This window comes from Geminicoccus harenae, assembly GCF_019800005.1.
Taxonomy (GTDB): domain Bacteria; phylum Pseudomonadota; class Alphaproteobacteria; order Geminicoccales; family Geminicoccaceae; genus Geminicoccus; species Geminicoccus harenae.
Genome location: NZ_JABGCL010000027.1, coordinates 1 through 19,423 on the forward strand (window position 1 = coordinate 1; position 19,423 = coordinate 19,423).

18 protein-coding genes, 1 tRNA gene and 1 pseudogene are annotated in these 19,423 nt (G+C 67.5%); 12 read left to right on the plus strand and 8 right to left on the minus strand.

Annotated elements, in window-relative coordinates; translation table 11 throughout:
• Nucleotides 1–226 (plus strand): hypothetical protein (locus HLA95_RS20790; protein ID WP_222184381.1); only part of this gene is annotated, 226 nt, incomplete at its 5' end.
• 21 nt (nucleotides 227–247) lie between these two features.
• On the opposite strand, the gene HLA95_RS20795 is transcribed toward HLA95_RS20790, so the two are convergent.
• Both HLA95_RS20795 and HLA95_RS20800 read right to left on the minus strand, forming a co-directional pair.
• Complete coding sequence (locus HLA95_RS20795; protein ID WP_191059425.1) at nucleotides 248–619, minus strand: hypothetical protein; 372 nt, start codon at nucleotides 617–619, stop codon at nucleotides 248–250.
• A gap of 9 nt (nucleotides 620–628) precedes the next feature.
• Nucleotides 629–859, minus strand: a complete 231-nt coding sequence (locus HLA95_RS20800; protein WP_191059426.1) for a hypothetical protein — start codon at nucleotides 857–859, stop codon at nucleotides 629–631.
• 340 nt (nucleotides 860–1,199) lie between these two features.
• On the opposite strand from HLA95_RS20800, the gene HLA95_RS20805 reads away from it, so the two are divergent.
• The 4 genes from HLA95_RS20805 (at nucleotide 1,200) to HLA95_RS20820 (ending at nucleotide 5,753) form a co-directional block, all read left to right on the plus strand.
• On the plus strand, nucleotides 1,200–1,961 hold the full coding sequence (locus HLA95_RS20805) for a fimbrial biogenesis chaperone (protein ID WP_191059427.1): 762 nt from the start codon (nucleotides 1,200–1,202) through the stop codon (nucleotides 1,959–1,961).
• Between the two features lie 69 nt (nucleotides 1,962–2,030).
• Entirely contained in the window at nucleotides 2,031–2,609 is a 579-nt protein-coding gene (locus HLA95_RS20810; RefSeq protein ID WP_191059428.1) for a hypothetical protein, read from the plus strand.
• Between the two features lie 95 nt (nucleotides 2,610–2,704).
• Complete coding sequence (locus tag HLA95_RS20815) at nucleotides 2,705–3,187, plus strand: hypothetical protein (protein WP_191059429.1); 483 nt, start codon at nucleotides 2,705–2,707, stop codon at nucleotides 3,185–3,187.
• A gap of 127 nt (nucleotides 3,188–3,314) precedes the next feature.
• On the plus strand, nucleotides 3,315–5,753 hold the full coding sequence (locus HLA95_RS20820) for a TcfC E-set like domain-containing protein (RefSeq protein WP_222184383.1): 2,439 nt from the start codon (nucleotides 3,315–3,317) through the stop codon (nucleotides 5,751–5,753).
• A 171-nt stretch (nucleotides 5,754–5,924) separates the two neighbouring features.
• Here the strand turns inward: HLA95_RS20820 and HLA95_RS20825 are convergent, their stop codons facing one another.
• The 3 genes from HLA95_RS20825 to HLA95_RS20835 all read right to left on the minus strand — a co-directional run bounded on the left by HLA95_RS20825 (nucleotide 5,925) and on the right by HLA95_RS20835 (nucleotide 7,887).
• Nucleotides 5,925–6,704 (minus strand): calcium-binding protein, encoded by a 780-nt coding sequence (locus HLA95_RS20825; protein ID WP_191059431.1) that lies wholly within the window; start codon nucleotides 6,702–6,704, stop codon nucleotides 5,925–5,927.
• Nucleotides 6,705–7,313: 609 nt separating this feature from the next.
• A tRNA-Ala gene (locus HLA95_RS20830) sits at nucleotides 7,314–7,389 on the minus strand.
• An 81-nt stretch (nucleotides 7,390–7,470) separates the two neighbouring features.
• The gene (locus HLA95_RS20835) at nucleotides 7,471–7,887 is read right to left on the minus strand and encodes a TIGR02300 family protein (RefSeq protein WP_191059432.1); all 417 of its coding nucleotides are present in this window, start codon (nucleotides 7,885–7,887) and stop codon (nucleotides 7,471–7,473) included.
• Between the two features lie 166 nt (nucleotides 7,888–8,053).
• Between HLA95_RS20835 and aroA the strand changes: the two genes are divergently transcribed.
• The 3 genes from aroA (at nucleotide 8,054) to rpsA (ending at nucleotide 11,823) form a co-directional block, all read left to right on the plus strand.
• On the plus strand, nucleotides 8,054–9,385 hold the full coding sequence (gene aroA, locus HLA95_RS20840; RefSeq protein ID WP_222184385.1) for a 3-phosphoshikimate 1-carboxyvinyltransferase: 1,332 nt from the start codon (nucleotides 8,054–8,056) through the stop codon (nucleotides 9,383–9,385).
• Nucleotides 9,382–10,023 (plus strand): (d)CMP kinase, encoded by a 642-nt coding sequence (gene cmk / locus HLA95_RS20845; RefSeq protein ID WP_222184387.1) that lies wholly within the window; start codon nucleotides 9,382–9,384, stop codon nucleotides 10,021–10,023. The genes aroA and cmk overlap by 4 nt, the downstream gene beginning before the upstream one ends.
• Before the next feature lie 75 nt (nucleotides 10,024–10,098).
• Nucleotides 10,099–11,823, plus strand: a complete 1,725-nt coding sequence (rpsA, locus tag HLA95_RS20850) for a 30S ribosomal protein S1 (RefSeq protein WP_191061803.1) — start codon at nucleotides 10,099–10,101, stop codon at nucleotides 11,821–11,823.
• Between the two features lie 68 nt (nucleotides 11,824–11,891).
• Here the strand turns inward: rpsA and HLA95_RS20855 are convergent.
• Nucleotides 11,892–13,121: pseudogene (locus HLA95_RS20855) on the minus strand (Zn-dependent hydrolase).
• Nucleotides 13,118–14,284 (minus strand): diaminopropionate ammonia-lyase, encoded by a 1,167-nt coding sequence (locus HLA95_RS20860; protein WP_222184389.1) that lies wholly within the window; start codon nucleotides 14,282–14,284, stop codon nucleotides 13,118–13,120. The pseudogene HLA95_RS20855 and the gene HLA95_RS20860 overlap by 4 nt, the downstream one beginning before the upstream one ends.
• Before the next feature lie 100 nt (nucleotides 14,285–14,384).
• Between HLA95_RS20860 and HLA95_RS20865 the strand changes: the two genes are divergently transcribed.
• Complete coding sequence (locus HLA95_RS20865) at nucleotides 14,385–14,855, plus strand: Lrp/AsnC family transcriptional regulator (protein ID WP_191062122.1); 471 nt, start codon at nucleotides 14,385–14,387, stop codon at nucleotides 14,853–14,855.
• A 33-nt stretch (nucleotides 14,856–14,888) separates the two neighbouring features.
• Here HLA95_RS20865 and HLA95_RS20870 read toward each other — a convergent pair whose 3' ends face one another.
• Entirely contained in the window at nucleotides 14,889–15,689 is an 801-nt protein-coding gene (locus HLA95_RS20870) for a DUF2272 domain-containing protein (RefSeq protein WP_222184391.1), read from the minus strand.
• 247 nt (nucleotides 15,690–15,936) lie between these two features.
• Between HLA95_RS20870 and HLA95_RS20875 the strand changes: the two genes are divergently transcribed.
• The 3 genes from HLA95_RS20875 to HLA95_RS20885 all read left to right on the plus strand — a co-directional run bounded on the left by HLA95_RS20875 (nucleotide 15,937) and on the right by HLA95_RS20885 (nucleotide 19,416).
• Nucleotides 15,937–17,181 (plus strand): PLP-dependent transferase, encoded by a 1,245-nt coding sequence (locus HLA95_RS20875; protein ID WP_191060586.1) that lies wholly within the window; start codon nucleotides 15,937–15,939, stop codon nucleotides 17,179–17,181.
• Between the two features lie 61 nt (nucleotides 17,182–17,242).
• A complete protein-coding gene (locus HLA95_RS20880; RefSeq protein ID WP_370467509.1) occupies nucleotides 17,243–18,505 on the plus strand; it encodes an ABC transporter substrate-binding protein in 1,263 nt (420 codons plus the stop codon).
• Nucleotides 18,487–19,416 (plus strand): carbohydrate ABC transporter permease, encoded by a 930-nt coding sequence (locus HLA95_RS20885; protein ID WP_191060585.1) that lies wholly within the window; start codon nucleotides 18,487–18,489, stop codon nucleotides 19,414–19,416. The genes HLA95_RS20880 and HLA95_RS20885 overlap by 19 nt, the downstream gene beginning before the upstream one ends.
• The last annotated feature ends 7 nt before the right edge of the window (nucleotides 19,417–19,423 follow it).

Here is a 19,423-nt window from a genome sequence, read left to right on the forward strand (position 1 = left end):
CTGCCAGACCTGGGCCAAAGAGCCCGATCGGTTCAGGCTCGACCCGTCACACCACATCCCGGGACCGTACAAGGCCGGCAGCGACCATGAGGACCGGGATATCGAACTTATCGAGGCGCGGCTGGGCCTGGTCATCGAGGGTGAGTGTCAGGTCGTGGCGCCGCACCTATTGGCGGCGCCGGCGAAGAAGGCCGGCCGTGGCAGGAGCACGGCTGCGGCGTCCTAAAGCCCAGCCACCATCGCCACCTCAAGCAGCCGCTCCGGGGAGACCTGAGGCGGCTGCACCCTTATCGACTGCGCGTTTGCCTGGCTGCAAGGAGCGCATCCGCTCGATGTCAGTCACCATCCGGGCGAGCTGGTGCCTGCGAAAGCGAGGATCGAGCCGCGGCTCATCCAGCAGGCGTCGCAGAATATCGAGTGGATCCATGATGCCATGGTCGACCACAGCCCGATCGGCATTCCGGCCGATCTCGTCTCGCCTGAGCCAGTGGTGAAGCTGCCGGATCGACCTGTTACGGTCCTGACGTGCGCCTTGGTCGATCAGCTCGTCGAGATAGGCCGCTGCGACGATGGGAGCCGCCCCCAGCTGGCGGAGCGCATTGTTGTCCCGGCGCAGCAAGGCCGGGTGCTAGACATTGGCCCATCGGCTCTTCAGGCAGCCGATCGGGTCGAGGAGGGTCAGCCTCAGGCTGCCGCCGGCGTAGACCAGCTCGATGGTCTGGGCGCCACGATCAAGATCCGGCTTGGAGATCCCGAGCACGCCGTCGAGGAAGTCGACCCGCACGATGCCGGGGCCGTTCATGACAGGGATCTCGACGATGACCGTGCTGGGCGTGCACCGGTAGATTGTCGGCTCCAAGAGCCTGCCTCCCGTTGCCTCGGTAATCGCACAGGCAACGTCCCGGGTCCCGACGAAGTCCACGTCCTTGCTGGTGTATGGGCCGAACGCCAGCAGCTCGGGGACCGTCAGCCAAACAGTGAATGCGCACCCTCCTACCCCTCCAAGGCTTAACTCTGGCGTGCTCGGTTGTGTGATCCTTAATTTCAGCATCTACACGATCACATCGATGAACTCTAAGGATAAATATTCATCTTAGAGTAATAACTGGCAATTGCACTAAGTGATGCATTTTTACTATAGATTTCCGGACAGATAAGAGTCACAAGCTGGCCGAGTTAACGGCGCGTTCGGACAATCGATGAGCGATCTGGCTAAGAAAAATGTCCTGTCTTGGAAAACATCGCTGTTCCGGCTGTGCATACTAGGTTCGCTCGTCTTCTCTTTTCTTGGCGCCGTGCCAATTGCACATGCCGGCCTGACGGTCAGTCAGATGACTTTGGATCTGGCCGATCCACGGCAGAATCGAAGCGACATCACGCTCGGAAATGATGGCGATGAGACACTTTACGTAGAAGTGACCGTCGAGGAGCTCGTGATAGTCGAGGGGGGCACGCAGCAGGTCCGCCAAGGCTCCCCAGACGATCTGGGCCTATTGGTCACGCCCAACCGCCTGGTGCTGGAGCCTGGGCAGCGCCGGATCGTGCGCGCCGCCGTTCTCGACCGGCCTACTGCCACGGAACGCGCCTACCAGCTCACCATGAAGCCCTTGGTAGGCAATATCATTGCCGATCGATCCGTGGCTCCGGGCAAGAAATCCGCGATGATCAAGGTACTGGTCGGCTATCGGATACTCGCGTTCATACGTCCCGCCGCGATTGTGGAAGATCTGCAAGCCACACGACACGGGCAGGAGTTGAGAGTTCAGAACCGGGGAAACGTCAGCATCCTTCTGACAGATGGTCGCCAGTGCCCTACGCCAGCCACGCCATCAACCAGTTGCGACAAGCTGCCGACGAAGAGGGTCTATCCCGGTGTCAGTTGGTCGATATCTCTTCCACACGGCACGCCTGCAGAGTTCCAGATAGTCGGCCCTTCGGGGCATTCGCGAAGGGAGTTCTAGCGGCACAGCAACTTTGTGAATTCCGCCACGATAATTCTCACGCCTACGTCTCAACTGAGGATGAACTCAATGTCCAAGTTCCGTCACGTCGTTTTCGCTGCTGCCGCTGCGGCGTTGCTGGTTGCGCCTGAGGCAATCGCAGAGACCAACCCAACCGCTGTCAACGATGCATCCATCGGAAGCGAGGGAACGGCAGATCTCGAGGTCCAGGTCCCAGAAGTGGTTCGCATTTCGAAGTTGACCGACATTTCGATCACTGATCTGGCGATCGCCAACTTCAGCGGCACCGACAAGACGGGAACAGCCCAGAGCATCTGCGTCTATTCGAACATCGGTGCAGACGGCGCCTACGCCGTGACGGCCAGCGGCCTCGAGCTGACGAACACAGCTGGTGCTCAGGGTTCGGACAACACACTGCCCTATGCCGTATCCTTCACTGGTGGCGGCACCGCCACACCGCTGACCGAGGGCGACAAGATCGGCGGGTTCGCCGCGGGCGCCAGCAACGACACGATCGACTGCAATGGCGGCACCAACGCATCCTTCAGCGTGACTATCTCTTCTACGGATATTCAGAAGGTCATCGCGGGTACCTATAACGGCACTTTGACCTTGCTGGTCCAGAAGGAAGATGGCGGCGGAGTCTGATGTTGCTCCGGCGAGCGATCGTATAGCTACTTTCGATCAGGGTAGGAGGCGGCAGTGCTGGCTCCTACCCTTTTCTCGGAGGGCCCACTTTGGACATGAGGAGGAGGATCTCACATCCATTCCTTGCGTCGTTCCTGCTCGTGGCGAGCTCCGTGCCGGCGTCCGGGCAGACACTACCCGTCGAACTCCGGATTACGGGCGTCGAGGACCTCATGGCGGCGCCATCTGCGACCAGCCTTGGACTGGTAGCTCTCCGCGACGAGGTCTGCTTGCAAGTTCCCGCTACCGCATCCTCCTACCACGTCCGGATCGACAGCCGTGATGGCGGTGATTTTGTCCTGCACGGGTCGAACGGCAGGGAACGACTTCCTTTCACCTTCGTCTGGGACAGTTATGTCGGGTCTTCCGCACAGATCACCTCCCCAGGACCGCTCGGACTCTTTGGAAGATCGAGCATGAGCTGCGGCGCAGATGCCTATGTCGCGGCGTATGAAGTCAGGTTCGATCGGGCCGATCTTCTTGCCGTGCCCGCGGATCACTACAGCGGCGGCGTCATGATCGAAGTCTCACTCCCCTGAGCAGGCGCCTGTACTTCAAGATTTTTCCCCTATCGTCGAAATGACTTGAGAATTCGGAGTTGTGCGCTGCGCGGTGATGGGTAAGGGGACGTGGGCCAGCATCACCTCGATGATGGTGACAGTGTGGTTGGGCATCGGGACCGCAGGCGCGCAGTCGCTCCAGACGACGGCCCCTTTAGGCTTCGAGACACTCGATGAACCGCAGACATCTTCGGTCGATGTCTATTTCGGTGGCAGATCGCGCGGCTCCGTCCTCGCCACCTTCGCGCCGGGGTGGATCGACGTCTCCGAGCCGGAAACGCTCGTCGATCTCCTCGACGTGATCCTGCCCGAGAAGCGCGAAGCCATCCTGGCGGCACTGGTGGGCCGCCTCGATACCCACAGCAGCGCTTCATGCCTGCCGGAACGCTTTCCCGGCTGCGGGACCATCGATGTTCCGGTCGCGGGCGTCATCTTCAATCCCGACTTCTTCCGCCTCGACGTGGTCGTGGCCCCCTCCTATCTCGGCGTCCGGGAGATGAGCGACCGCTACCTGCCCGATCCGGTGACCGGCCCCTCGCTGATCGCCAATCTGAGCGCTGGCGGGTCGGGAAGCTCCGATGACGAGGACCAGACCGTGACCGCCGGGATCCAGAGTCGCTTCAGCGTCGGCCGGTCCGCGTTGCGGCTGGATGCCTATGCCCAGAGCTCCGGCGACCGCTCCATGGTCGACGTGCTGGCCGGCGAGCACTATGGCCGGGACCATCTCTTCCAGATGGGCTTCATCGAGGACTATGCGACCCGTTTCAGCCGGTTGCCCGGCCTCCTGGGCGCGAGGTTCGAGACCTATCTAGACAGCCGCCTCGATCTCGACCGGCAGTCCGGCTCGCCAATCTTCCTGTTCCTGCCCGAGCGCAGCCAAGTTGAACTCCTCCGCGAGGGCCGGCTCATGGCCGTGCGCTCCTACGAGGCCGGCAACCAGCAGATCGACACCAGTGCCCTGCCCCGTGGCGTGTACGACGTCACCTTGCGGGTCCGCGCCGCCAGTGGCGCCGTCAGCGAGGAGACCGTTAACTTCGTGAAGGACATCTCCTTCCCTGCCCCCGGCGAATGGCAGTATTTCAGCGAGATGGGCGTCGTGGCCGACGACCGGGAGGGAGGGGCCCTTCCGGTGATCGAGACGACCCCCGTCGTGAAGGCGGGCATCGCGCGCCGGCTGCTTCCCAGCCTGGCTGTGTCCACCGCGCTGGGCGCCACCGACCGCTCCGTGCTCGGCGAGATCGACCTGCGCCACCTGGCGCCGCGGATCAATTCCGGCCTTCAGCTCGCCGCTACCTCGGATGGGGGCGTGGGTATCGGCGCCGATGCCTCGCTCCGCCTCGGTCGCTTCGGTGCGTCGATTTCCGGCGACATCGTTATCGGCAGCGGCAGCGACGATGATGGCGACGACGAAGATGATGACGGCGACGACGACGACCAGGAACGGGACGATGTCGAGAATTGGGATTTCGGCCGGCTCGAGGATTCCCGCCAGAGCCTGACCATCTCCGCCAGCTATGGTTGGGACAATCAGGCACGCCTGCAGGTTCGCGGCTACTACCGCAACCGCGACGACGAGAGCTGGGGCGTCGGCCCGCAATTCTCGATGCCGCTCCATCAGGATCGCGCACTGAAGACCGATCTGGATCTGAGCGCCACCTATGCCGACAGCGAAAGCCTCGTCTTCGCGCGGATCCGTCTGAGCTACAGCCCGCTGGGCCAGCCCTACCGGGCGAGCGGGACCGTCGGCACCCGCTATCGTCAGGCCGATGACGGCGACCAGGGCTTCGGCCTGTTCGGCAACGCACGAGGCACCTACGAGGTCGACGACACCCTGGGCGGCTCGACCCTCCTCGGCGTGGACGTCGGGCGCGACGTGGACGGCACCAACCGGCTCAGCCTCGGCGCCGAGGCAGCGACCGTCTACGGTTCGGGCAACGCCGCCATCGACCTGGAGGATCGTGACGGCGACCGCAGCATCCTCTACCGCGGCTTCGGCCGCACCACCTTCGCGGCTAACCGGGACGGCGCGGCGGTCGGCGGCAGCAACAGCGGCAGTGCCGCCATTCTCGCGGATTTCGACGGGCCGTCCACGGCTGGCCGGCTGGCCGTGACCGCCGGGGCTGGTGAGTCCGTCGACGTCCCGGCAGGACGCTCGGCCGTCCTGCCGGTCGGCTCTTTCCGGACCTACAGCCCGAGTGCCCGCGCGGCCGACGATCAGATCGTCGATCTCCGCCAGCTCGACCAGGAGGTGCCGCTTTATCCCGGCAACGTGGCGACCGTGCGTTGGACGGTACGCAGGCTCACCTCGTTCTACGGGCGGATCCTGCAGCCGGATGGCAGCCCCATGATCAATGCCCGTATCCTCGGCATCGACGCGCTCTCACTGACCGATACGCTCGGCTACTTCGTCGTGGAGGTCGAGGAACCAGGGGAATTCCAGGTTGATCCGCGCGACGGCCGGCCACCGTGCACCATCTCCTTGTCTCCGGGCGACGTGGACGCGGGAACCGACATCGTGAGTGCCGGTAATCTCGTCTGCGGCTAGATCTAATCGGCAACGAGTAGACCAGCGACTCACTATGACAAGCCTGGTTCTAGGCCCCCAGCACCCCGGCTCGGCCAGTGGGGTGATAATGTCCCTCTCGTGAAGACGAGGGTGGGAGCGCCAACCTGGTGGTCTGGCCATCGGTGTTCGAGCGCTACCGCCGCGTGGGCCTCAGCAGACGAGCCAGAACTCGCTCTCTGGGTTGTCGGGCGTACCGCCGCCGGTCTGGAGGGAATAGTCGAAGAGATCACTACCGGATCCGCCGGTTAGGATCGACCTCCCCTCTCGGGTCTCCCCGCTCCTGAGCCAGTCATCACCTGCACCACCGATCAGGCGATCTGTGCCTTCGCCACCGTACAGCTGATCGTTGCCGAGCCCGCCATCCAGGCAATCGTCGCCATAACCACCGGAGAGGACGTCGTCGCCCAGCTCGCCGCGCATGTTGTCATCGCGGGTTCCGCCATCGGCCAGGTCATTCCCGGCCCCGGCGAACAGCAGCATGCTGCCAGCCTCATCGCCGAACCGAGCTTCGAATCCTTCGAACGGCATGACGATGCGGTCGTCCCCGGTTCCGGCATAGACGGTATCCTTGCCGCCGCCGCCCTCGATCAGGTCGTTTCCGTCGCCGCCATAGATCAGGTCGTCGCCCAGGCCGCCGTAGAGATCGTCCGGCCCCTGCTGGCCCGAGAGGGTGTCGTTCCCGGCATCGCCCCAGATCCGGTCGCGGTTGTCGCCGCCGAACAGGATGTCGTCACCATCGCCGCCGCTCATCAGGTCGAAGCCGGCGTCGCCGTAGATGCGATCGTTGCCGGCCTCGCCGCGCAGCGTGTCGTTGCCCAGGCCGCCCAGGATGAAGTCGTCGCCGCCGCGACCCTCGATCAGGTCGTTGCCGGCCAGCAAGCCGCCACCCTCGAACTCGGCCTGATCGGGGCGGCCTCGGGAACGGTGCATCTGGCAGGGTAGCAAGCAACGGCCAGCGCCTCGTCAGGTTCGGCGGTGGGTCACCACTGCCGCCACCCGTCGAGCCGGCGCAGGTCGCGTTCGAGAGAGCCGCAACTGCTCAAGAAAACTCAGGATCGGACAGCTGTGCTTCAGCCTGCCTGAGGGACGAGGAGCTGCCACTGCAGCACCCCGGCGGCCATGAAGATGCATGCCTGCCGCGAGACCAGGGCATGCCTACGGGTCACCCGGCCGGGCAGCACCCCAAGAAATCCGAAGGTCGGGCGGCAACGTCGCAGGAGCGCCAGGGGCCATGACGCCATGACGCCAATGACGCTCCGCGCTATCTTCTTTGTGTGAGCCCGCTGGGCATGTTCACGAGGCCGCTCGCCAGCTGCGGGACCTTCTAGGTCTAGAGGTCGATGCGAGGGGACGCGTGGACGCTTCGGGCGGATGGTCAGGGGCTTCGGCTTCGCCAGCATGATGCCATGCCAGTGGCCGCCGATTGCTCCTGATTGACCGGTTTTTCCGCCTGGGGCTGCCGTGGGGCTGCCTCAGAAGCAGCCTGTCCCGTTTCGGGACTATCGGCCTCGGCTAACTTATTGAAATCGTTCGCGGGAATGGTGGAGCCGAACGGGATCGAACCGTCGACCTCTTGAATGCCATTCAAGCGCTCTCCCAGCTGAGCTACGGCCCCGCCCGTCGAACGACGAAGCGCGAGATAGGCGAGCGGCGCGCGGCTGGCAAGAGCCAAATGCACACCGCTGCACCTTTCGCGTCAGCGGCTCTCCTCGTCCTCGTCGCGGCCGCCCTCGATCACGTCGGACATGTCGTCCTCGTCGCCGAGCTCCTCGACGTCCTCGATCAGCGCGTCGTCTTCCTCGTCCTCGTCCGTGTCGGCCGGGACGTCCTCGACGTCGTCGTCCTCGGCTTCGACCAGCGCCTCGTCGTCGCCGACCTCGTCGAGCACCTCGGCATCCTCGTCCTCGGTCGCAGCGGCGCCCTTGGCCGGCACCAGATCCTCGTCGTCGACCGCCGCAGCGCGGGTCGGCCGCGCCTTGCGCACCCGGCTCGCCACCTCGACGTCATAGGGCGTGCCGCAGTTCGGGCAGACGATCGGGGAATTGTTGAGATCGTAGAAGCGCGCGCCGCAGCTCAGGCAGATTCGCTTCGCGCCCCATTCGGGCTTGGCCATCGGGGGGCCTCCGGAGACAGGATGTAGGGAAGGTAGGGGAGAACCCGGGCGCGATTGCCACGAGCCACCACCTCTGTCAAAAATCATTTCGCGCGTGCCCGGTGCCGCGCCACGATGATTCACGTCCGGTCCCGTGCGACCGGCAGCTCGAACGGATCCTTTCCCGATGCAGCTTCAGGCGGCCCGTTCCGGCGCGCTGACAGGCACCGTGCGCGTGCCCGGCGACAAGTCGATCTCGCACCGCTCCCTGATGTTCGCGGCGCTGGCGGTGGGCCAGAGCCGGATCGAGGGCCTGCTGGAGGGCGAGGACGTGCTCGCCACCGCCCATGCCCTGCAACGGCTGGGGGTCGAGGTCACCCGCACCGGTGAGGGTGCCTGGACCGTTCATGGCGTGGGCGTGGGCGGCCTGGCCGAGCCCGCCTGCGTGCTGGACATGGGCAATGCCGGCACCGGGGCCAGGCTGATGATGGGCCTGCTGGCCGGCCACCCGTTCACCAGCATCATGACCGGCGACGGCTCGCTCCGCTCGCGGCCGATGGCGCGGGTGATGAACCCGCTGACGCAGATGGGCGCCAGCTTCGTCGGCCGCTCGGGCAACCGGCTGCCGGCGGCCATCACCGGCAGGCGCGACCTGCTGCCGCTCTCCTATGCGAGCCCGGTGGCCAGCGCCCAGGTGAAGTCGGCGATCCTGCTGGCAGGCCTTCACGCCCAGGGCATCACCAGCGTGACCGAGCCCCTGGCCTCGCGCGACCATACCGAGCGGATGCTGGCGCACATGGGTGCTGTGGTCGAAAGCGAGCCCGAGGGTGCTGGCGGCCTCACCGTGCGGATCACCGGGCGGCCCGAGCTGCGGCCGGCCTCGTTCCAGGTGCCGGCCGACCCCTCCTCGGCCGCCTTCCCGGTGGCCGCCGCCGCCGCCATCCCGGGCAGCCGGGTGCTGGTGGAGGCGGTGTGCGTGAACCCGCTGCGCATCGGCCTGTTCACCACGCTGGAGGAGATGGGTGCGAAGATCACCCGGCAGAACCAGCGCGAGGTCGGCGGCGAGGTGGTGGCCGACCTGCTGGTCGAGGGTGGCCCGCTCCAGGGCGTGGACGTGCCGGCCGGCCGAGCACCATCCATGATCGACGAATACCCGGTGCTCTCGGTGGTGGCGGCCCTCGCCCGCGGCACCACCCGGATGCGCGGCCTGGCCGAGCTGCGGGTCAAGGAAAGCGACCGGCTGGCCACCATGGCGGAAGGCCTCGCCGCCTGCGGGGCGAAGGTCGAGATCGAGGGCGACGACCTGATCGTGCACGGCACGGGCGGGGCCGATCTCGCCGGCGGCGTGACGATCAATGCGAAGCTCGACCACCGCATCGCCATGAGCTTCCTGGTGCTGGGCGGGCTGGCCCGGGAGCCGGTGCAAGTCGAGGGTGCCGAGGCGATCTTCACGAGCTTCCCGGGCTTCGTGCAGCTCATGAACGGCCTGGGCGCCAAGATCACGGAGGAACTGGCGTGAGCACGCTCGTGATCGCGGTGGACGGCCCGGCGGCATCGGGCAAGAGCACGCTCGCCCGGCGCCTGGCTCGGCAGTTCGGCCTGGAGTTCCTGGACACCGGCCTGCTCTACCGTGCCCTGGCCCGCCGGCTCATCGATGCCGGCCAGGACCTGGACGATGCGGCGGCGGCAGCCGCGATGGCGCGGCGGATCACCGTGGCCGATACCTGCCGCGACGACCTGCGTGCCGAGGAGGTCGGCAATGGCGCTTCCAGGGTGGCGGCCTTCCCGGCGGTGCGCGCGGCGCTGCTGGAAGCCCAGCGCCGCTTCGCCGCCACCCCGCCGGGCGCCGTGCTGGCCGGCCGGGACATCGGCACAGTGGTCTGCCCCGATGCCACGGTGAAGCTCTGGGTGACCGCAAGCGTCGAGGAACGTGCGTTTCGCCGCCATGCGGAGTTGCAAAGGCGTGGCGAGAACGCTAGCTTTCCAGCTGTGCTGGAAGAAATGCGTGAGCGTGATCGTCGCGACGGGGGTCGGGCGGTCGCGCCCATGGTCGTTGCGCCGGACGCTCGGGTTCTCGACAATACCGACATGGATCCCGAAGCCGCCTTTCGGGCGGCGGTCGCCATGGTCGAGGAAGCCCGCGCTCTCAGCGCCTGACGGTTTCGCAGCATCTCGTCATCGCCACCTCGAGCCCGGTGCCGCCCGCGGCAGCCGGTTTATCCCGGAGTTTGCATGCAAGAACTCGCCACCGCCTCCTCCGCCGCCCGCGAAGACTTCGCTGCGATGCTCGACGAGAGCTTCGGCCGCAGCGATCGTCTGGAAGGTTCGGTCGTCAAGGGCCGGATCATCGCGATCGACGGCGACGAGGCCATCGTCGACGTGGGACTGAAGGCCGAAGGCCGCGTCTCGCTCAAGGAGTTCTCCACCCAGGGCCAGCCCCCTGAGGTGAACGTCGGCGATCAGGTCGACATCTATGTCGAGCGGTTCGAGAACAAGAACGGCGAGGCCGTCCTCAGCCGTGACAAGGCGCGCCGCGAGGAGAGCTGGAACCGGCTGGAAGCGGCGTTCACCGCCGAGCAGAAGGTCGAGGGCCACATCTTCGGCCGGGTCAAGGGCGGCTTCGCCGTCGACCTGGGCGGCGCCGTGGCCTTCCTGCCGGGCTCGCAGGTCGACATCCGCCCGGTGCGCGAGGTCGGCCACCTGGTCGGCAAGCCCGAGCCGTTCCTGATCCTCAAGATGGATCGCCGCCGCGGCAACATCGTCGTGTCGCGCCGTGCCGTGCTCGAGGAGAGCCGGGCCGAGCAGCGCAACGAGCTGCTGGCCAACCTGCGCGAAGGCCAGATCATCGACGGCGTGGTCAAGAACATCACCGACTACGGTGCGTTCGTCGATCTCGGCGGCCTGGACGGCCTGCTGCACGTCACCGACATCAGCTGGAAGCGCGTGGCGCACCCGACCGACGTCCTCCAGGTCGGCCAGAACGTCCGCGTCCAGGTGATCCGCTTCAACCGCGAGACCCAGCGCATCAGCCTCGGCATGAAGCAGCTCGAGGCGGATCCGTGGGAAGGCGTCGAGGCCAAGTACCCGGTGGGTGCGAAGTATACCGGCCGCGTCACCAACATCACCGACTACGGCGCCTTCGTGGAGCTGGAGCCGGGCGTCGAGGGTCTGGTCCACGTCTCCGAGATGAGCTGGACCAAGAAGAACATCCACCCCGGCAAGATCGTCTCCACCTCCCAGGAGGTCGAGGTGATGGTGCTGGAGGTCGATGCCGACAAGCGCCGCATCTCGCTGGGCCTCAAGCAGGTCATGCAGAACCCGTGGGAGAGCTTCGCCGAGAAGTATCCGGCGGGCACGATCGTCGAGGGCGAGGTCAAGAACATCACCGAGTTCGGCGTGTTCCTGGGCCTCGACGAAGACATCGACGGCATGGTCCACCTGACCGACCTGTCCTGGGAGATGGACGGCGAGCAGGCCGCCCAGAACTACAAGAAGGGCGACATGGTGAAGGCCGTCGTCCTCGAGGTGGACATCGAGAAGGAGCGCATCTCCCTCGGCGTCAAGCAGCTGGCCGGCGACCCCTTCAAGGAAGCCATTGCCGGCGTGAAGAAGGGCGACCGCGTCACCTGCACGGTCAAGGAAGTCACGGTCGGCGGGCTCGAGGTCGAGACCTCGGGCGGTGCGCCCGGCTTCATCCGCAAGATGGAGCTGTCCCGCGACCGGCAGGACCAGCGCCCGGACCGCTTCGCGGTCGGCGAGAAGGTCGATGCCCGCGTCCAGGCGGTCGACCTGCAGTCGCGCAAGCTGCAGCTCTCGATCAAGGCCCTGGAAATGGCCGAGGAGAAGCAGGCCATGGCCGAGTACGGCTCGTCCGACAGCGGCGCCTCGCTGGGCGACATCCTGGGTGCCGCCCTGCGGCGCAAGCAGCAGGAGGAGCAGAGCACCGACAGCGAGTGATCGCTGAAGGCGTCTCATGCCCGGTTGAATGGAAGGGGTGGCTTCGGCCACCCCTTTTCCGTTGGGGCTCAGCCCGGTCCCTGGTCAGCATCGAGCAGGCCGCGCACCACGTCGAGCAGGACCTCGGCCCCCGCCACCAGCGCCTCGGGCGCGGTGTATTCCGCCGGGTTGTGGCTGATCCCGTCCCGGCTCGGCACGAAGATCATGGCGCTGGGGCAGATCCGGGCCAGCATCTGCGCATCATGGCCGGCACCCGAGGTCATCCGGCGCACCGGCAGCCCGCGCTTCGCCGCAGCCTGCTCAATCCGCGCCACCAGGGCCGGATCGAAACGCACCGGCTGGAACCGCGCCAGCCGCTCGGTGGTGATCGCCACCCCTTCCTCGGCCGCGACCTCGGCCACCAGGCCTGCCAGCGCCGCCTCGGCCGCCGCCAGCCTCCCTTCGTCCGGGTCGCGCAGGTCGACGGTCAGCACCGCGGCACCCGAGATCACGTTGATCGCGTCCGGCTCCAGCCGTAGCGAGCCCACCGTCGCGGCCGTGCCGCCTGTGGCCAGCGCCCGCAGGCCGGTGACGATCCTGGCGGCGGCATGGCCGGCATCCCGGCGCAGCGCCATGGGCGTGGTGCCGGCGTGATTGGCCCGGCCCTCGATCCGCAGTCGCTGCCAGGAAATGCCCTGCAGGTCCTCCACCGCGCCGATGGCGGCACCGTCCCGCTCCAGGACCGGCCCCTGCTCGACATGCAGCTCCAGATAGGCGGCGGGCCGGATCGTGCCGGGCGCCATGCTGCTGGCATAGCCGATCCGCCGCAGTTCCTCGCCCAGCACCGTGCCGTCCGTGCCGATGCTGGCCAGCGCCTCGGCCAGGCCCAGCCCGCCGGCATGGACCAGCGAGCCCATCATGTCCGGCGCGAAGCGCACGCCCTCCTCGTTGGTGAAGGCCGCCACCACCAGGGGCCGGGCCCGGCACGAACCCCTCGGCACGCAGCGCCTCGACCACGGCGAGCCCGGCCAGCCCCCCGTAGCAGCCATCATAGATCCCGGCATCGATCACCGTGTCGATATGCGAGCCGACCATGACGGGCGGGCCGTCGCCCGCCTGCCAGATGCCGAACAGGTTGCCGATCGCGTCCACCGCGACTTCCAGCCCGCTGCCCGCAGCCATCGGGCCAGCAGGTCGCGCCCAGCCCGGTCGGCATCGCTGGCCGCCAGCCGCACCAGCCGCCCGCGCCCGTCCCGGCCGACCTCGCCCAGCTCCTCGAGGCGGGCCAGCAGCTTTTCCCCGTCGATCCCGGCGCTCACGCCACCAGTTCCCGGTAGCGGACCGGATCGGTGGCGCCCTCGGTGACGAACAGGAGGACGCGCGATTGCCCGTCCAGGCCCAGCGCCGCCCGCGTCCCCGGATCGTCCGCCACCCGCAGGAGGCCAGCCAGCCCCGCGGCACCGCTCTCGCCGGCCGTCACCGCCTGGTCCTCGCCGCCGGGCCGCGCCAGGCAGCGCATCGCCGCCACCGCATCCAGCTCATCGACCGTCATGAAGGCGTCGGCCGAACGCGCCAGCACCCGCCAGGCGACCCGCGACGCTTCCTGGCATTCCAGCATCGCCATCACGGTAGGCTCGCCATGGGGCAGGCGCACGACCTCGCCGGCCTCGGCCGCCGCCAGCACGCAGGCGGCCCGGGCCGGCTCCACCACAACGATCCGCGGCCGCTCCGCCTCGCCCAGCACCAGACGGCAATGCGCAGCCATCGCGGCGGCGACGCCGCCCACGCCGGCCTGGATGAAGACATGGGTGGGCGGCCGGGCCACCTGGCCCAGCGCCTCGCTCACCATGCGGGTATAGCCCTGCATCACCAGGGTCACGATCCGCTCATAGCCCGGCCAGGACGTGTCGGAGACCACCGTCCAGCCATGTCCCGCGCAGACCCGCGCCGCCTCGGCCACCGAATCGTCATAGCTGCCGGCGACGCGGACGACCTCCGCCCCATAGGAGGCGATCGCATCGACCCGGCCGGCGCTCACCCCGCCATGGACGAAGATGACGGCCTTCGCCCCCACGAGCTGGGCACCCCAGGCGACCGAGCGGCCGTGATTGCCGTCGGTGGCGCAGCCGAAGGTCAGGCCCTGCGCGACCGCCCGCACCTCCGGCTGGCCCAGATCGGCAAAGCCCACCGGCCGGCCTAGTTGCCGGGCCGCCTCTTCGCGTACCAGGGTCGCCACCGCATAGGCGCCGCCCAGCGCCTTGAAGCTGCCCAGCCCCAGCCGCTCGCCCTCGTCCTTCACCAGCACCGCGCTTAAGCCGAGGCGCTGCGCCAGGGCCGGCAGGCTGACCAGCCGCGTGGCGTGGGTTGCCCCGACATAGCGCAGGAAGTCCCCCACCTCCCCCAGCCCGTCCGTGCCCAGCATCGCCTGGTCGGCCGGCTCCAGCGCCAGGCCGAACTCCGGAAGATCGTTCAACCGCATCATCTGGCTCTCCTTTCTCGGGTCATGGATATTGCGTTCTGCCCGAGAAGTGCGCCCTGATCCGGCGGTCTCGATGCAACATTGTTGCAGGCTCACCCGTACCATGGCCAATTCCACCCTCGACCGGTTCGACCGCGCGATCCTGGCAATCCTCCAGGAGGACAACACCACGCCGCAGCGCCGGATCGGCGAGCTGGTGCATCTGTCCGCCGCCGCGGTGCAGCGGCGGATCCGGCGGCTGGAGCAGACCGGCGTGATCCAGGCGAACGTCGCCCAGCTCGATCCGGCCAGGCTCGGCCGTGCCATCACCCTGATCGTGGAGATCTCGGTCGAGAGCGAGCGGCTGGACCTGCTGGACGCGACCCGCGCACGGCTGGCCGCGGCCCCGGAAATCCAGCAGTGCTACTACGTCACCGGCGAGAGCGACTTCGTGCTGATCGTGACGGTCGCGACCATGGCCGAGTACCAGGCGCTGACCCGCCGGCTGTTCTTCGCTGACGGCAACGTGAAGAGCTTTCGCACCCAGGTGGTGATGGACCGGATCAAGACCGGTACCCGGATCCCGGTCGACTGACCGGGGCTGCTGGCCACCCACTTGCCGGGCCGGCTAGGCGTCCGCATCGGCCCGGTTGCTCAGGTGCAGGATGACGGTCCGCTCGTCGGCCAGCGAACCTGGGCCGGTCCTGGCCAAGTGCGACAGGCTCACCGAGTCGCGCATGTCGCCGCCGATGGTGAGCACATGGTCCGACCGCACGCTGACCACCACCTGGGCAAGGGCCGGCGGCTCGCCCGCGGGGACAGCCCCGACCGCGCCATCCGGCAGGAGGCAACAGCGGGTCAGGACCACGTCGCCGATCCTTGGGGCCTGCTCCCCCGCCCGATAGCCCCAGAACGGCACGCCTGCCTCGCCCCGCCGACGCTGCTCGACGGCATCGCGGCCATGGTCCTGGTGGCGGCCGCTGAACGCGAAGCGGCGGTAGGCCGGGACGGTCGCTGCGGCATTGCGGACCATGAAGGACAGGACTGCTGCCGACCAGTCCCTGCCTTCCGCCCCACCCTCGCCCAGGCTTTGCCACATCCTTGCGGCATGGCCGGCGAACGGGGCGCGGTCCGCCCTGCCGAGGCCCTGAGCAAAGCGCAGCCATTCCCGAACCGCCTGGGCGACCAGCGCCTCGCGACCGGCCGTCGCCGGCAGGCGCAGGGTCGGGCCGTCCACCTGCTCGGCAGGCACCACGCCGGCGACGTCGCGGCCGCCGGCCCGCGTCACCACGCGCGCCCAGCCCGCGGTGTCCGCCGGCCCCAGCAGTTCGACCGGCTGCCCGAGATGGATGATGCTCAGCCGCGACCATGGCGCCACCACCGGCTGCGCACACATGTTCAGCGTCTCGACATCCACATAGCGGAGCATAGGTCGCCTTCTTGCCTGGCCGATCGAGCGAAACGGGGGTGGGCCAGTCTAGGGGGCGGCTGTCCGGGCGCTGTGACGGGAGTCACGAGACCGCCGGGCAAAGACGTACACAAGTCCGCATCCGGCACGATTGGCTAAGACGGCTGTTCCGGGCGCCATTCCGCAACGCACGGCTTGTTCCGCTCCGGGCAGGAGATTACGGTCCGCCGCGCGACAGCGAAGAACCAAGTCCCGCCGGGAGTGACGTTTGAGCGATTCGAGTTGGTGGTCGGAGGCCGGCAGCATCTGCGCCCATGACCCGGGCTTCGACGAGGGGGCGGTGGTCCCGCCGATCTACCAGACCTCGTTGTTCACCTTCGGCTCCTATGCCGAGATGCGCCAGGTCTTCGCCGGCGAGACGCAGCGGTCCATCTACAGCCGGGTGGGCAACCCGAGCGTGCGGGTGTTCGAGGAGAAGCTGGCCCGCCTGGAAGGTACCGAGCAGGCCAGGGCGTTCGCCTCGGGCATGGCGGCGATCAGCGGCACCGTCCTGGCCCATGTGGCGAGCGGCGACCGGATCGTTGCGGTGCGCCACCTCTACCCGGACGCCTACCGCTTCTTCCAGACCATGCTGCCCAAGCTCGGCGTCACGGTCGACTATGTGGACGGCAGCGACCTCGGTGCCATCGAGCGGGTCCTGCCCGGGGCGAAGCTCCTCTACCTGGAGAGCCCGACCTCCTGGCTGTTCGAGGTCCAGGACCTGGCCGCCATCGCCAGGCTCGCGAAGGCCGCAGGCGTGATCACGGTCGCCGACAACAGCTGGGCCACGCCGATCTTCCAGCGCCCGGCGACGCACGGCATCGACTTCGTCGTCCATTCCGCGTCGAAATACCTGTCCGGTCACAGCGACACGGTGGCGGGCGTAGTGTGCGGCAGTGCCGCCGGCATCCAGCGCCTGTCCGCCACCGCGGTGCCCTATCTCGGCGCCAAGCTCGCCCCGTTCGAGGCGTTCCTGCTGCTGCGCGGGCTGCGCACCCTGCCGGCCCGGATGCTGGCCCAGGAGAATGCCGGCATCGCAGTCGCCACTGCGCTCGCGAAGATGCCGGGCGTGGCGCGGGTGCTGCATCCGACCCTGGCCGGCAAGGTGGACGAGCGCCAGCTCATGGGCAGTTCGTCCCTGTTCTCCTTCGAGGCCGCACCCGGGCTCGACATCGAGCGGTTCTGCGACGCCCTGCGGCTGTTCCGGCTAGGCGTGAGCTGGGGCGGCCATGAGAGCCTGGTGATCCCGGCCGCGATCGCGCACGAGCAGGCCGGCGGCCCGAACTCCGTGGTCGACTTCGGCGTCAGCCCGCGCATCATCCGGCTCCATGTCGGGCTGGAATCGGCCGACGCGCTGATCGCCGACCTGGAGCAGGCGCTGGCCAGTGCCGGCGGCGAGGTAGCGGCGGTGCCGGCCGCACCCGCGCAGCCCGCAAAGAAGGGCTGGTGGACGAAGCGGCAGCGGACCGCCTGAGGTCCGTGCGGAGAGGGCCAGCGGGCCGATCCGGGCCCGCCAGGAGGGGAGACGAGCCATGTTGAAGTCCATGGCGGCGGGTGCGCTGGCGCTCGTCCTGACGGCGGGCAGTGCCCTGGCCGACACCACGCTCCGGCTGACCGAGGTGATCACCAGCCCGCAGCGCACCGAGCATCTGAAGGGCATGATCGCGAAGTTCGAGGCGGCCAACCCGGGCGTGACCGTCGAGGTCACCTCCTTGCCCTGGGGCCAAGCCTTCGAGAAGCTCGCCACCATGGTCCAGGGCGGCAACATCCCGGACGTGGTGGAGATGCCCGACCGCTGGCTGGCGCTCTATGCCGCCAACGGCCAGCTGGAGGATCTGTCGGCCTACCTGAAGGACTGGCCGGTCACGGCGCAGCTCACCGACCGCGCCGTGCAGTTCGGCTCCTGGTACAACGACACGCCCTACATGATCCCCTACGGCTTCTATATCCGGGCGATGTTCTGGAACAAGGAGCTGTTCGCTGAAGCCGGGATGACCGAGCCGCCCAGGACCACCGAGGAATTCGTCGAGGCGTCGCGCAAGATCGCGACCCTGGGTAGCGGCAAGACCGGCTACTGCCTGCGCGGCGGCCCGGGGGCCACCAACGGCTACATCATGTTCATGCTGAACGAGCTGGGCTCCAACGAGTTCTTCGACGCGGAGGGCAACTCGACCCTGGACAAGCCGGAAGCGATCCGCGGCCTCAAGATCCTGGCCGACATGTACCAAGAAGGCCTGGTGCCGAAGGACAGCGTCAACTGGGGCTTCAACGAGATCGTGGCCGGCTTCTATTCCGGCACCTGCGCCATGCTCGACCAGGATCCGGATGCGCTGATCGCGGTGGCCGAGCGCATGCCCGCGGACAAGTTCGCGGTGGCACCCATGCCGCTGGGCCCGGCCGGCAAGTCCTTCCCGACCATGGGCTATGCCGGCTGGGCGATGTTCGCCTCCTCCGAGCACAAGGACGAGAGCTGGAAGCTGATCGCCCATCTCTCCTCGCCGGAGATGAACCTGGAATGGGCCAAGATCGTGGGCGTGATCCCGATCCATAAAGGGGCGGAGAAGGACCCGTTCTTCGACACCGAGCAGTATCGCGGCTGGTTCACCGAGCTGAACGACCCGCGCTGGCAGCTCACCGCCATGCCTACCTATCTGGAGGAGTTCGGCTTCTTCGCCGACCAGATCTCGATCTCGGGCGGCCAGGAGCTGCTGCTGGGCCAGCGCACGCCCGAGGACGTCGCCAGTGAGTGGGCCGCCTACCTGACCGACGCGCAGAAGAAATGGCTGGCCGCGCGCTGAGGCTTGCTAGGCAAGCTCCGGCCGGGCGCCGGAGCTTCCGCTCGATCGCCGAGCCCTGGACCTATCTGTCGCCGACCCTGGTCCTGATCGCCCTCTTGATGCTGGTGCCGCTGATCGTCGGCATCGGCTTCGCCTTCCAGAACGTCCAGATCCTGAACCCGTTCAAGCGCGGCTTCGTGGGCCTGGCCCATTTCCAGGCGATCGCGAACGACCCGATCTTCTGGCTGGCGCTGGTCAACACGCTCTGGTGGACGTTCGCCTCGCTGATCCTCCAGTTCCTCCTCGGCCTGGGCCTGGCCCTGCTGCTCTGGCGCGAGTTCAAGGGCAAGCGGCTGGTCCAGGCGATCGTGTTCCTGCCCTGGGCGGTGCCGTCCTTCTTGTCCGGCCTGACGTTTGCCTGGCTGTTCAACCCGGTGGTGGGCCCCTTCCCGCACTGGCTCCACGCGCTGGGCCTACTGGCGTCGCCGGACAACATCCTGGCCGACCCGGCGCTCGCCATGTGGGGGCCGATCACCGCCAATGTCTGGTGGGGCATCCCGTTCTTCGCCATCACCATCCTGGCGGCTTTGCAGTCGATCCCGAACGAGATGTACGAGGCGGCCGCCATCGACGGGGCCGGGATGCTGGCGCGCTTTCGCCACGTCACGCTGGCCTACCTGGTGCCGACCATCGCCATCACCCTGCTGCTGCGCACCATCTGGATCGCCAATTTCGGCGACCTGGTGGTGGTGATGACCGGCGGCGGCCCTGCCAACCAGACCCAGATCCTGCCCTCCTACATCTTCACGATGGCGTTCCGTAAGCTCGACTTCGGCTATGCCTCGGCCCTGTCCATGGTGCTGCTGGCGCTGCTGTTCCTCTACGCCATCCTGATCCTCGAGATGCGCCGCCGGCTCCGGAGCGCCTTCTGATGAAAAG